This is a genomic window from Arthrospiribacter ruber (genome assembly GCF_019343195.1).
GTDB lineage: Bacteria > Bacteroidota > Bacteroidia > Cytophagales > Cyclobacteriaceae > Arthrospiribacter > Arthrospiribacter ruber.
This window is the reverse complement of the sequence record NZ_RPHB01000005.1, coordinates 76,025-89,713: the sequence shown is the minus strand read 5'-3', so window position 1 is coordinate 89,713 and position 13,689 is coordinate 76,025. Positions and strand designations below refer to the sequence as shown.

The 13,689-nt window shown below is 41.1% G+C and carries 6 protein-coding genes; 5 read left to right on the top strand and 1 reads right to left on the bottom strand.

Features of this window, described 5'->3' with window-relative positions; genetic code table 11:
• Window positions 1-28 precede the first annotated feature (28 nt).
• The 4 genes from EGN73_RS11240 (at window position 29) to EGN73_RS11225 (ending at window position 8,165) form a co-directional block, all read left to right on the top strand.
• On the top strand, window positions 29-3,058 hold the full coding sequence (locus EGN73_RS11240; RefSeq protein ID WP_219289630.1) for a SusC/RagA family TonB-linked outer membrane protein: 3,030 nt from the start codon (window positions 29-31) through the stop codon (window positions 3,056-3,058).
• A gap of 12 nt (window positions 3,059-3,070) precedes the next feature.
• Entirely contained in the window at window positions 3,071-4,846 is a 1,776-nt protein-coding gene (locus tag EGN73_RS11235) for a RagB/SusD family nutrient uptake outer membrane protein (protein WP_219289627.1), read from the top strand.
• Window positions 4,847-4,893: 47 nt separating this feature from the next.
• Window positions 4,894-5,925 (top strand): DUF5627 domain-containing protein, encoded by a 1,032-nt coding sequence (locus EGN73_RS11230; RefSeq protein WP_219289625.1) that lies wholly within the window; start codon window positions 4,894-4,896, stop codon window positions 5,923-5,925.
• 134 nt (window positions 5,926-6,059) lie between these two features.
• Window positions 6,060-8,165, top strand: a complete 2,106-nt coding sequence (locus EGN73_RS11225; protein WP_219289622.1) for an endo-1,4-beta-xylanase — start codon at window positions 6,060-6,062, stop codon at window positions 8,163-8,165.
• A 132-nt stretch (window positions 8,166-8,297) separates the two neighbouring features.
• Here EGN73_RS11225 and EGN73_RS11220 read toward each other — a convergent pair whose 3' ends face one another.
• Complete coding sequence (locus tag EGN73_RS11220; protein ID WP_219289619.1) at window positions 8,298-10,211, bottom strand: 7TM-DISM domain-containing protein; 1,914 nt, start codon at window positions 10,209-10,211, stop codon at window positions 8,298-8,300.
• Between the two features lie 542 nt (window positions 10,212-10,753).
• On the opposite strand from EGN73_RS11220, the gene EGN73_RS11215 reads away from it, so the two are divergent.
• On the top strand, window positions 10,754-13,618 hold the full coding sequence (locus tag EGN73_RS11215) for a glycosyl hydrolase 115 family protein (protein ID WP_219289616.1): 2,865 nt from the start codon (window positions 10,754-10,756) through the stop codon (window positions 13,616-13,618).
• Window positions 13,619-13,689: the final 71 nt, after the last annotated feature.

The window sequence follows — 13,689 nt, the reverse complement described above, 5'->3', positions numbered from 1 at the left end:
CTTTCAAATCATCAAAAAGGATACAATAATGAAACAAAGATATATCATAATATTTTGGCTGGTTTTAGCGGTGATTTTGCCTGATAAGGCATTCGCCCAAAATGAGCAGCTGCTCAGGATCAGCGGAGTAGTCAACACACAAAGTGGCCTTCCGCTTCCCGGTGCCACTATCATGAATGACGAAGAAGTAGTCTTGGCTACTACCGACGAAAATGGAGAATTTTCGATTGAAATACTCCCCAATTCCCTTCTGATCATAGAAAGGGAAGGATACGAAACCAAAGTACTTCGTGCAGGTGCTCAGTCTTCGGAGATCATCATGTTTTCTGAATGGGAATCAAGACAAGTGAATACTGCTTATCAGCGGCAGGATGCCAATAACCTATTAGGCGGTATCAACTATGTAAATGTACCTGAGCTTATCGAAAAGAATTACTTTTCTTTTCCATTGGACAACATGGATGCTTTTGCGCCGGGATTTCATGGAAACATTTGGGGAAATAACGAATACCTCCTTCTGGTGGACGGTGTACCGAGAGATGCAGGCAGCATTACCGCTCTGGAGGTAGAGCAGATTACCTTTTTGAAAGGAGTATCTGCTGTTGCACTTTATGGCAGTAGGGCCGCAAAAGGTGTCATAATGATTACTACCAAAAGAGGAGTTGCCGGAAAGCAACAGATAAGCTTCCGGGCCAATACAGGAATCCATACACCCAGAGAAATGCCTCAGTATTTAGGGTCTGCTGAATACATGACCTTATTTAATGAAGCCCGTCAAAATGATGGTCTTCAGCCTCTTTTCTCTCAGGAGGAAATCTATCATCACGGAGCCGGAACAAATCCGTACCGCTATCCTAGTATAGATTTTTATTCCCCTGAATACCTACAGGAAGCTTATGGCAGACATGATGGTACTTTCGAAATCTCAGGTGGAAATGACCGGGCAAGGTATTATACCAACCTGGGCTTTATGTCTGAAGGATCTCTGCTGGATTTTGGACAAGCTGTCCACAACAGGAATGAACGCTTTAATATCCGTGGAAATGTGGATATGAACCTGACCAAAAATATCACAGGTTTTGCTGATGCAGCGGTGATATTTTACAATGGCCGAGGAGTAAATGCAAATTTCTGGGAAGGTGCAGCCAACATCAGACCTCATAGGTTTACTCCTTTGGTACCAGTGAGCATGTTAGAGGCAGATGATGTGACTTCACAAAATTATGTCAATAACAGTAGTCATCTGATTGATGGTCGCTACTTACTGGGAGGTACCCAATTAGAACAGACCAACCCAATTGCAGGCATCTATGCGGGTGGATCCAGTCAGTTTACAAGTAGGCAATACCAATTCAACACAGGTGTCAATGCAGACCTGAAAAGCATATTGCCGGGCCTGACATTCAATTACCGTTTTGGATTGGATTATGCCACTTCCTATAACTTATCCTTTAATAACAATTATGCAGTATTTGAACCGGCTTGGAATAATTATGCAGGTCAGGACCTGATCAGTAATCTGACCAGATTTGGACAGGATGCCAGTACCAGGACACAGAATATCAGCAATAGTGTTTTCCAGCAGACCTTAGCCATGTCGGCGCAGTTCAATTACAACACTGTGATCAAAGAAGATCATCAGATCTCAGCCATGTTGATTGGAGGAGGATTCCAAACGGGCACATCTGCTTTGTACCATAGAATCAGCAATGCTAACCTAGGGCTACATTTGGGATACAACTACAAGAACAAATATCTGGTAGAGATGAACAATGCCATGATACACTCAGCCAGACTTCCTGAAAACAACAGAAGGGCTTTTTCACCGACCATGTCTTTGGGATGGAGGATAAGTGAGGAAGGCTTTATGAAAGGTAATTCAATTTTTGATAACCTATTGCTTTCTGTTTCTGGAGGTATTATCCATACAGATTTGGATATCCATGATTACTACCTATATGAGCAGATTTATACCCAACAGGGAGACGGAACTGTTTTTTATACCTGGAAAGATGGACTGAACAATATTTCTACCATTTCCAGAAGAGGTGCCAACCCGGATATGACCTTCCCAAGAAGGGAAGAAATCAATTTTGGAGTGGATGCTTCCTTATTCAAAAGCAGGTTGTTTTTCAATGGCTCCTTTTTCATCAGTAGGATGAACGGACTGTTGGTTCAGAGAGGAGATATCTACCCTAGCTATTTCACCACTGGTTGGCCAGCTTCTTCATTTATTCCTTGGGAAAACTTTAATAGCGATCAGCGTACCGGATTTGATTTTAATATCAATGTGCGCGAAAAGGTCGGTCAGGTGAATCTGAATGTAGGATTGGTGGGAACTTACTATGCTACCAGAGCTATTGAGAGAGGTGAAAACTGGTTGGATTCTTATCAGAACAGAACAGGAAGACCTATAGATGCCATTTGGGGCTTGAGAAACATGGGCTTTTTCCAAAGTGAAGAAGAAATTAACAGTGCTCCTAATCAGATTTTTGGCGAAGTGGTGCCAGGAGATATCAGGTACATGGATCAAAATGGAGATGGTGTGATCAGCCCACAGGATGAAGTATTTCTTGGTAGGGGAGGTTGGTTTGGAGCACCACTTACCTTGGGTCTAAACGTTAGTGCACAGTGGAAGAATTTTACCTTCTTCGCATTGGGTGTAGCAAGGAGAGGGGCATTTGCCATGCGAAACAGCTCATACTTCTGGATCGCCGGTGAAGCCAAATATTCTGAAGTGGTAAGAGACCGTTGGACTCCCGAAACGGCTGATGAAGCGACTTTCCCGAGATTGACTACCCTAAATGGTGCCAATAATTTCCGGAATTCTGATTTCTGGCTATACAGTACTGACAGGTTTGATTTGGCCAGGGTGCAGATCACTTACAATATCCCGGCACAGAGATTATTTGGCGGTGATTTTATCAAAGGAATGGATGTATACATGAGCGGAGCTAACCTGTTGACGATTGCTCCAAACAGAAAGATCCTTGAAATGAACATAGGCACTGCTCCTCAGACCCGCTTTTTCAATTTAGGTGTAGCAGCACAGTTTTAAATCCCGAAGATTATGAAGATTCAAAAAAATATATATGGTTTACTGCTAGTGTTATCAGTCCTGTTTTCAGGCTGTGATGACCTCTTTGATCCTGCCATACAGAATGTCAGGGATCTTGAAAGCAGTTACAACGAACCGAGATTTGCCCAGGGGCTTATCATCAATGGATATGCTCGTATCCCCAGAAATGGATGGAGTTTCAATGACATGGCAACAGACGATGCTGTGAGCAATAATGAAAACAATGCCTATTTCAATGTGGCCAGTGGTCAGTGGGCTGCGGATAATGATCCATTGAACCAATGGACCAATTCAAAAGCAGCCATCCAATACCTCAATATCATGATTCAGACTGCCGATTCAGTATCCTTTACGGTAGAAAACCCCTTGGTAGACAGGCTTTTTGCTGATAGGATCAAGGGTGAAGCTTATGGTTTAAGGGCATTGTTTATGTTCCATTTGCTTCAGGCTCATGGAGGCATGTCTGAAGGACAATTGCTTGGAGTCCAGATATTGGATGAGCCAAAGGATCTGCAATCTGAATTCAACGTTCCGAGAAATACCTTCGAGGAATGTATGCAACAACTATACACGGATGTGGAAATGGCTCTTGAGCTACTTCCTTTGGATTATGAAAATATTCCTACCGAAGATATGATGCCAGACAGGTATAAAGCTTTGGGAGCCAGTAGAAATGACTACAACCGTGTTTTTGGTGAAGATGCAAGGCAATTGCTCAGTGGAAGAATCGCCATGGCCATCAGGGCCCAGGCAGCATTATTGGCAGCAAGTCCAGCATTTAGCCAAGGAAGTACCACTACCTATCAGGATGCGGCGGATTTTGCCGGAGAATTGATTTCATTGAATGGTGGTGTTTCGGGTCTTGCTCCCAACGGACTGACTTGGTATACTAATGTTAATGAAATCAACAACTTAGGTGGTGGAGTAAATCCTCCTGAGATTTTATGGAGAAATTCATTGGGAGGACCGTCAAGTGGCTTGGAAGAATCACACTTTCCGCCTACACAGTTTGGTAATGGCTTGCTCAACCCAACTCAAAATCTGGTAGATGCTTTTCCTACTATCAATGGATATCCTATAAATCACCCTCAGAGTGAGTATGATCCAAGCAATCCATATTCAAATAGGGACCCTAGACTACAGCATTTTATCATTTACAATGGCAGTACTGCCGGACCAAACAATGCTGTGATCAATACCTCTGTTGATGGAGGTACAAATGATGGTTTCAATAGGGTGGAGGTCTCTACCAGAACTGGATATTATATGCGGAAATTGCTGAGACAGGATGTCAATCTCAACCCTGTTTCTGTAAATGGCCAGCTCCATGTACATCCTAGGATCAGGTATACAGAAATCTACCTTATTTATGCAGAGGCCGCAAATGAAGCTTACGGCCCTATGGGTACGGGTACACATGGATTTTCCGCATATGACATCATCCGAGCGATCAGACAAAGAGCAGGTATTGGATTGGACAATGGAGATGCTTACCTGGAGTCTGTAAAAGGTGATCAGGATGCCATGAGAGAATTGATCAGAAATGAGAGGAGACTCGAATTGTGCTTTGAAGGTTTCAGGTTCTGGGACTTGAGAAGGTGGGAGAAAAACCTCACTGAACCTGCCAGAGGTATAAGGATCGAGGCAAATGCTTTCGAAGTGGTCAATGTACAGAATAGGGTTTTTGGTGAGCACATGAAATATGGACCTGTTCCTTTGGGTGAATTGTTGAAATACAATGCACTCCGTCAGAATACAGGCTGGTAATCGATACATGTCGTTTGTGACAACTAATAATATTTAACGATTTAGAAATGAAAAAATCAATAATCATAGCAGCAGTATTGTTTACAGCAGGATTGGTTTCCTGTGTAAACGATGAATGGCAGTTTCCCAATTTCGACTATCAAACAGTCTACTTTGCCCATCAATACCCTGTCAGAACCATCACACTAGGAGATGACATTGTGGATACGACTTTGGACAATGAGTGGAAGTTTCAGGTCATGGCCACCACCGGAGGGGTTTACACCAATCAGCAGGATATTCAATTGGAAATAGAATACGATGCCTCTCTAGCAGAAGGCTTACTCTTTTCCGAAGGCGGAGACGAAGTAGTGGCTTTGCCTACTGAGTATTTTCAGATGCATTCCAATAGCATCACCATCCCAAGAGGTGAGATCATCGGAGGGGTTGAGTTTGAGCTTACCGGAGCGTTTTTCAATGATCCTAGGGCAATCAAAAATACTTATGTGGTTCCATTGAGAATTAAAAGTGTAGAAAACGCCGATTCAATTTTGGTAGGTCGCTCACCTCTTCCGAATCCTAATCCTCACGTAATAGGCGATTGGGATGTAACTCCCAAGGATTTCGTGCTATATGCTATCAAATATATCAACGAGTGGCATGGAATCTACCTCAGAAGAGGGGTGGACGTGATCACTGGCAAGGATGGTTACGAGGAATTAAGCGAAGAGCAGGTAAGAAGAGCAGAGTTTGTAGAGCAAGATGAGCTCAATGATATCCATACACATGCCTTGAACGCAGTTGAATTTCCTCTGACTTTCCAGGATCCTGAAGGGATGGATATAGAGGTACATCTTTTATTGACTTTTGATAACCAAGGAAATTGTACAATCAGTTCTTCCACCGATGGGGTGACAGCCTCTGGAAGCGGTTCATTTGTCAAGAAAGGGGAGAAGAAAAGCTGGGGAAATCAGGACAGGGACGCATTGTACCTTCAGTATGAAATTGATATGCCTAAAATGAGGGTAAGTACTGTGGATACCTTGGTGATGCGCAATAGAAATGTTGGGTTTGAAACATTCAACCCTGTGCTGAAATAGCCTGCTTACAAAGGGGTTGTAAAAGATTAAATGCTGATAATCAAATTGATGACTCCTTTTGTATGAAGTTTTTATGGAAGTTTTGTCCGATGACTGACAGGACAAATTCAAAAACTAAAAAGAAAAATAAACTGATGAAAAATAAAATATTAGGCTTAGGGATTGGCTGTATGTTGGGATTGTACTCCTGTGCAGATTTCGAATCCCTGGAATATGAGGTGGAAAAGCCACTCAGTGTGGAGCGACAGGAAGCCATTAACAATTATGGTGATCTCTTGGCCTACTTGGATAGTCTCGGAAATCCCGGGTTAAGATTGGGGGTAGCATTACCGCTATCCGATTACACTTCGGAAGGATTGAGATACAGGTTGATCAATAGAAATTTCAATGAGTTTGTACCCACTAGCGGTATAGATCATAGAAACATTGTACAAAACAATGGATCTCTGGACTTGACCCCGGTTTTCAGTCTTGCAGAACAAGCCAGTGAAAAGGGGATTTCTATATATGGCAGACCATTGGTTTGGCATAGAAACCAGAATGCTAGTTACCTCAATGGACTTCTTTCTCCTTTGATAGTAAATTCCCCTGCTTTCAGAAATGAACTGGAATTAATGGAACTGTCAGGCGGTAACTTGGAAGGATGGACTTACTCAGGAACTGCCAGTGTAAAAGAAGATGAAGGTATGGGAAGCGGTACTCCTGCGGTAGAATTGATTGCAGGTCAAAGCGCCTCCTCTCCGGATGATCTTCAGTTGGTATCTCCTGTGATACCGGTAATACCTGGGAAAACCTATGAAGTAATTGCTTACATCAAATCTGATCAGGATGGTGAGGGTAGGTTTACTTTTGCCGGACTAGAGGACAATGACCCAATGATAGACTACAACAATGACGGTATGCTAGATGAGTCTTTCACTACGAGTATTTCCTGGAAAGAAGTAAGGTTTCAGGTTAGTAATTTTGAAGATGATTATTTTCAGTTCAAGTTGGAGCTGGGTTATCATCCGGGAGTTACTTATTATCTGGATATCAACAACCTTTATGTTTATGATACTGACGGTGACCCAGTCGTGAACAATCTCATATCAGACGGGGATTTTGAATCCGGAATCGCTTGGGGCGGTTGGGGCAACAATTCTACCCGTGGTGTGACTGAAGAAGGAATGGGAGCAGGAAATACGGGCAGGGCTTTTTATGTAACCAATCCATCTCTTACGGGTGGTTTTTGGGAGGTTCAGACCATATATGAGCTAGCTGCTCCTGCACAGGAAGGAGAGACTTATAGGCTTAGCTTTTGGGTGAAAGGAGATGCAGAAGGTGTCATCCGTCCAGAGCTCCAAAGTCCTGATTTTTCTTCCAATGGATTTGGGCAAGTATTTGTTACAACGGACTGGAGGTTGATTACGGTATCAACTACTGTGACTGCAGCTGATAGAAACAGGTTTATTATCAGTTATGGAGAATTTGCAGGTACTGTTTACATAGATGAAGTAGTATTGGCAAGTGAGAGCCAATCAGGTGGATCTACTACTATTGTAGAAAAAACGGAAATTGAAAAAACAAATATCATTGAGAATCAACTGGACAATTGGATAAGTGAATTTGTCACCGAAACCAAGGAAATATTCTCAGTGAGGGAGGTAGTCTCTGAGCCTTTGAGTGATGCTAATCCCAATCAACTCAGGAGCGCTGGGGACACAGCTCCGGGAGATGGGGAGTTTTATTGGCAGGACTATATCGGCAAAGACTATGGAGTCAAAGCCTTTCAGTTGGCTAGAGAGTATGGTAATCCAGGTGATATCTTGCTGATCAATGAGAGTGGAATGGCCACTAATCTTACCAAGGCCCAGGCATTAGTAGATTATGTCACTTACATAGAAGAAAATGGTGGTTCTGTGGATGCAATAGGTACAAGAATACATCTTGACCTTTCCTCAGATCCTGAAACTGTCAGTGAAATGTTCAGGATATTGGCTGGTACAGGCAAAATGGTAAAGGTTACTGCTTTAGAAGTGAGCATACCAGATGGGGAGCAAGGATTTGAAATATTAACAGAGCAGGCCGATATGTACAAAGCCGTGATCAGTAAGTATTTAAATCTTGTACCAGTAGAGCAACAAATGGGAATAACGATCTCCAACCCAATCGATGGAAATGGCCAAAGAGCAGGGTTGTGGAACAATGCATTGACCAGAAAGCCTGCCTATGCTGGTGTGGCTGATGGTATTATTGATTGATAAGGTTAGTATATTCTGATTAAACTTCGGAGAGTTGGCTGAAAGTCATTTTCTCCGAAGTTTTCTTATTTTGATCCAAATGGTTGAGGAAAATCTCACAATTGGAGGGTCTTAGGTAATATGGCTTTATTCTCATTCCAGGTGAACCAATGCCAAAGTTTCCCATCCACTGAGCTCCTTATTGTGCTGCACTTTTTCCATGGCCAGAGCAATCTTGTTTTTGAAGGCCCAGCAGGTTTCTCTTCGGAGTTCCAGGATATCAGAAAGTTCATTTAGCGTCATATCCACATCTTTTCTATTGGAAAGGTAAAGGATATAAAAAGCTTTCTCTATTGGGAATTTGATTTTATGAAAAAGCGTATCCACAGTAGGTGATTCGTAATAATTACAGTTTTTACACCTTCTCCCATAATTGGCGTCTTCGTTGTATTTATTGTATTGGCATTTTTTACAGCTGTACCTATTTTTCCACTTTAGCTCAGAAAGGAATTTGAGACAAGACTCTTTGTCCGGGAATACCTGTTTGAAACCCTCAAAATCCAAGCCTTTCATCAAGGCAAGGTTCTTCGTAATTTCTTCTACGGATGTCTTCAGTTCTTCATTGTTTATTTGAAGTATTGAATTAAGCTGGGTTACTTTCGTATTGAGTTCCTGAAGTTTAAGGTTAGTGGTCTGTAACTCTACATTCTTTTGGGCCAAACTCTCGGCCATTTTTTCTATTTCTTCTGTTCTTTCTCTCACTTTTTCTTTCAGTTGGCTATTGAGTTCCAAAGTGAGTTGGTTGTTTTTTTCCAAGGCAAGGGTTTTTTCTTTATTAGCTTGTATGGATTCTTGCTGTAGGAATTTTATCTGATTGAAAATGGAAAAAGAAAAGAAAACAGTCTCAAGAAAAATAACAGGGTAAACCAAGTACCAATTGATTACAGGGTTGTTGAACAATTCAATGCTTTTTCCATAAGAATAAATAATGACCAGAAAAAGGCAGAGGTAAGCAAAAATATAAGGCCATGAATAAATTCCGGATTTGGCTAGAATATATAGTCCGTGACTGAACGGAATCAGGAGAATAATGATGGTAATTACGATGTAAGTAACGTAATAAAGTTCTACAAAATAGACCTGATTGATAAAAAAGCCGAGCTTAAGCAGGACGGCGAGTGAGGTCAGTTTGTGCGTTCTACTGCTTTTGGTATATTTTTGGATAAACCTGTTGGAAAACAGGAGAGTAGTCAAGATAATGATCAGCTCAATAAAATATTCGTTGTTGAGCCGATTGAGCCATGGATAATTGGGCCAAAGGTATTGAAAACCCAATCCATCCCTTCCCAAACAAAACCAAATGCAGGCCAGAATCAGACATATAAAGTAAATATAAAGCGTGTCCCTCATCTTGAAAAACAGGTACATATTGGAAATCACAATGAGTATCAGTACCCCATAATAAATGCCCAAGAGGAAGTATTCGTTGAAAGAATGATTCAGAAAAGCCTCATTGGTTCTAAGGAAAAAGGTAAATTCATGGTTATAGTGTCTGGTAATTCTGAGGTAGTATGTTTTTTCCTCGCCAGGTCTAAGGTCTAGATAATAATTGAAATTTTTATGTTTGATTCGTCTTTCGGGAAATGGAATTCCAAATCCGGCTTGTAAGGCAGAAAAAGTCCCATCGGAATTTGGAAAGTAGAAGGTAATATCTTTTATGTCGAAGCCCCAGGATTCAAAATACCATGAAATGTCCTCTTGGGTCATCTGATTACTAACCTGTAACCTCAGCCAGAGGGGGGAATCCAGATAGCCGTAAACTACATGGTTATCCGTGACTTTCCTAAATCTGCTTTGTAAATCCTCCGACGCAATCTCTTGAATGGAAAAAATTGCCGCTGTATCCAGTAAAAAGTCCATTCTTTTGATTATCGGCACCTTTGTGATACCATCGATCAATTCCACTTTGTCTTCCTGAGCTTGAAGTAAGGTAGGAAGACCTAAGATGAAAGTAAATAAAATGGCAACATATATCCTTAGTTGGATTTTCTGTAAAAGGTAATTCATAAGTGGTGTATGGAAACTTTTAATAAAATTCAGGTTTCAATTAAAGCAAACTTTATTTTAGATCAATAGGATATTTACATGACAAGTCCTTAAAACTGATGTATTACTTCGATTAGACATCAAATCCTAGTTATTTTAATTCCAAAGGGTAAACTTCCAGTAAGTGCCTACAACAGGTAGTTCTGTCATGAATTTGTTATTTAGTATAATTTAAAACAGGAATGTTAAAAATCACAGGAAATACAGATAAAAGATTTTAATGATTGAAATCGGTTATTAATCTGCAAGAAGTATAAGAGTGTAAGTGATGTATAATGTTAAAGCGTTTAAAATGAATTTGATAAATCGGATTATTTAGTATTTGATATAAGAATCTGAGTGCTTTATGTTCCAATAAATATTACAAGAAGAATAAAATGTGTCATGTACTGGATATTTGAATGAAACCGATTGCATTTTTACATTTTCATGATTAGGTTTAAAGCTCAAACCTATAATTGCATATTTTGATCAAACACTGATCATAAAACCTGCTCTAATACATGTCTTATAAATCCAAGATTCTTTGTTTTCTGATTTTCTTTGTTTTTTTAATTCGATCAGCTTCGATTGCTCAGGTTTTCGACCATCACATGGTTTCAGATTATGCGCTTCCGGGAAGCTTTCCTTTGGTAGATCAAGCAGCTGCAGACCTTGTATTTGATGGAAAAGATGAAGGAATTAAAATTGCGGTAGCCAATTTGTCAAAAGACATATTGGCTGTTACAGGCAAACAGTCTTATATCCAATCAAAAATCAGTAAGGGAAAACCATTGGTGATTATTGGGCAGCTAGGTAAAAGCCCTTTGATAGACCAGTTGGTCGGAGAAGGAAAAATTAAAACCTCAGATCTTTCCGGAAAGTGGGAAAAGTACAAGATACAGACCATAAAGGATCCATTTCCTGATGTTGATGAAGCTCTGATAATAGTTGGTAGTGATAAACGGGGAACAATATTTGGGGTTTATGAATTGTCTGAGCAAATAGGGGTCTCTCCATGGTACTGGTGGGCTGACGTGCCTGTGAAAGAGCGGACTTCACTTTATGTTGTCTCTGGTGAACATAGCAAAGGTAGCCCAGCTGTGAAATATAGAGGTATTTTTATCAATGATGAGGCTCCTGCATTGGCAGGATGGGCGACAAAAAAGTTCGGTGGATTTAACCATCAGTTTTATGAGCATGTTTTTGAATTGATCCTTCGACTTAAGGGCAATTACCTTTGGCCGGCTATGTGGGGTAGGGCTTTTTACGATGATGATCCCAAGAATGGCCCATTGGCTGATAAATACGGAATCGTAATCGGTACTTCTCACCATGAGCCGCTGATGCGTGCTCATGTGGAATGGTCTAGATATGGAGATGGCGATTGGAATTACCAGACAAATAAGGAAATCCTTCAGGAGTTTTGGAGGGAAGGAATGCAAAGGCAGGGAAATATGGAAGCCACCGTTTCATTGGGCATGAGAGGTGATGGTGATGAGCCTATGAGTGAAGAAAATAATATAGCCTTGCTTGAGGAGATCATAGAAGATCAAAGAAGAATAATTGAAGAAGTAACAGGAAAACCTGCCTCAGAGACGCCACAGTTTTGGGCTCTGTACAAAGAGGTGCAAGAGTATTATGATAAAGGAATGCGTGTGCCCGATGACGTGATGCTTTTGCTTTGTGATGACAACTGGGGCAATGTCAGAAAACTACCGGCAATCGGGGCAGAACCCAGAAAAGGGGGCTATGGCATGTATTATCATTTTGACTATGTAGGAGGACCAAGGAATTACAAGTGGATCAATACCAATCCCATTCCCAAAATCTGGGAGCAAATGAACCGGACTTACCGACATGGAGTGGATGAGTTGTGGGTGGTCAACGTAGGTGATATCAAACCCATGGAATTCCCGATTTCGTTCTTTCTGGATTTTGCATGGAATCCGGATAAAATTCCAGCTGAAATGCTTCAAGCCTATACCCAATCTTGGTCCGAAAAACAGTTTGGCCCTGAATATGCCAAACAAATAGGAGAACTTATTTCAGGATTTGGGAAATTGAGCGGAAGAAGAAAGCCCGAGCTTTTGGATCATAACACTTACAGTGTGCATTATTATGGTGAGATGAAAAGGGTCTCCGCAGAATGGAAAGCTTTGGAAGATTTATCTGATAAAATCAAAAGCGAACTGGATCCAAAGTATCATGATGCCTATTTTCAATTGGTCGAGCACCCAATCATAGCTTCAGCCAACCTTCATAGACTTTATGAAAGCACAGCGCTCAACCATCTTTATGCCAATCAAGAAAGAAACAATACTTCTAAGAAAGCGCAAGAAGTAAAGAAATACTTTGAAAGGGATCAGGAAATTTCTGATTTCTACAATCAGGAATTGGCAGGGGGGAAGTGGCCCCACATGATGGATCAGACACATATCGGATACACTTACTGGCAGCAACCTGATGAAAATGTGATCCCTGAAACCAAATCCATCAAGGTTCCCAAAAAAGGTGCGCTGGGTGTTTCTCTGACCGAAAGCCAGATGTTTTTCCCGGAAAGCAAAACATTAAAAACAGTGGAGCTATCTCCTTTTGATACGCATCCGGTTTATATGGAAATTTTCAATAGAGGACAAAAACCAATAGAGGTTACCATCAAAAACACCAACAACTGGTTGCTCTTTGATGCCGAAAAACTTGAAATAACTTCAGCAAATGAGATTCCAATAAAAGTAGACTGGGCAAATGCGCCCAAAGGCAAAAACGATGTAAGTTTTGAGTTGAAAAGCGGTAGAGAAACAGTGATGGTTGAGTTGGTGATCAATAATTTTGAAGTAGATGGAGATTTTAAGGGTTTTGTTGCTTCACGCGGTGTATTGGCCATAGACGCTGAGCATTTTAACTCCAAATATGAGGTGAGTCCTGTCCGCTGGAAAGTCATTGGGGATATGGGTAAGACCGGCAATGCTGTGATGGCAACACCGGAAACATCTTTTACTCTTGCAGAAAGTCCCCAAGGGAGCTATATCAGTTATGATGTTTGGGTAGAAGAAGCAGGTGATTTTGAAGTGAAGGTATTGGCCAGCCCAACTTTAAATTACCTCAACACACCGCAGGGCATACAGTATGGAATCGGGCTGGGTGAGGATGAACCTATTCTCATCAGTATGCATGGTGAAGAAAAACCAAGACAGTGGGACAATTGGGTGGCCAATAGTATCAACGTTTCCGGAGAAAAACTGAATTTCAAAAAAGGGAAAAACGAGTTGAGAATTTATTTGGTCAATCCAGGGATAGTGATTCAGCGCTTGTTGATTGATCTCGGAAATCTTCAGCCATCCTATCTAGGGCCACCTGAAAGTAAACATAACCTTAAGCTTAAATAATATATTTCTGGGTCAAAGAAGTACGGGGATTATGGAGTAATTAGTCCTACTTTGTCAGGTTAGAAAATGGC

What these genes read in the sequence shown, in the direction of transcription:
- EGN73_RS11240 (WP_219289630.1), top strand. Translation starts at nt 29, where the DNA reads ATGAAACAAAGATATATCATAATATTTTGGCTGGTTTTAGCGGTGATT.
- EGN73_RS11235 (WP_219289627.1), top strand. Translation starts at nt 3,071, where the DNA reads ATGAAGATTCAAAAAAATATATATGGTTTACTGCTAGTGTTATCAGTC.
- EGN73_RS11230 (WP_219289625.1), top strand. Translation starts at nt 4,894, where the DNA reads ATGAAAAAATCAATAATCATAGCAGCAGTATTGTTTACAGCAGGATTG.
- EGN73_RS11225 (WP_219289622.1), top strand. Translation starts at nt 6,060, where the DNA reads ATGAAAAATAAAATATTAGGCTTAGGGATTGGCTGTATGTTGGGATTG.
- EGN73_RS11220 (WP_219289619.1), bottom strand. Translation starts at nt 10,211, where the DNA reads ATGAATTACCTTTTACAGAAAATCCAACTAAGGATATATGTTGCCATT.
- EGN73_RS11215 (WP_219289616.1), top strand. Translation starts at nt 10,754, where the DNA reads ATGTCTTATAAATCCAAGATTCTTTGTTTTCTGATTTTCTTTGTTTTT.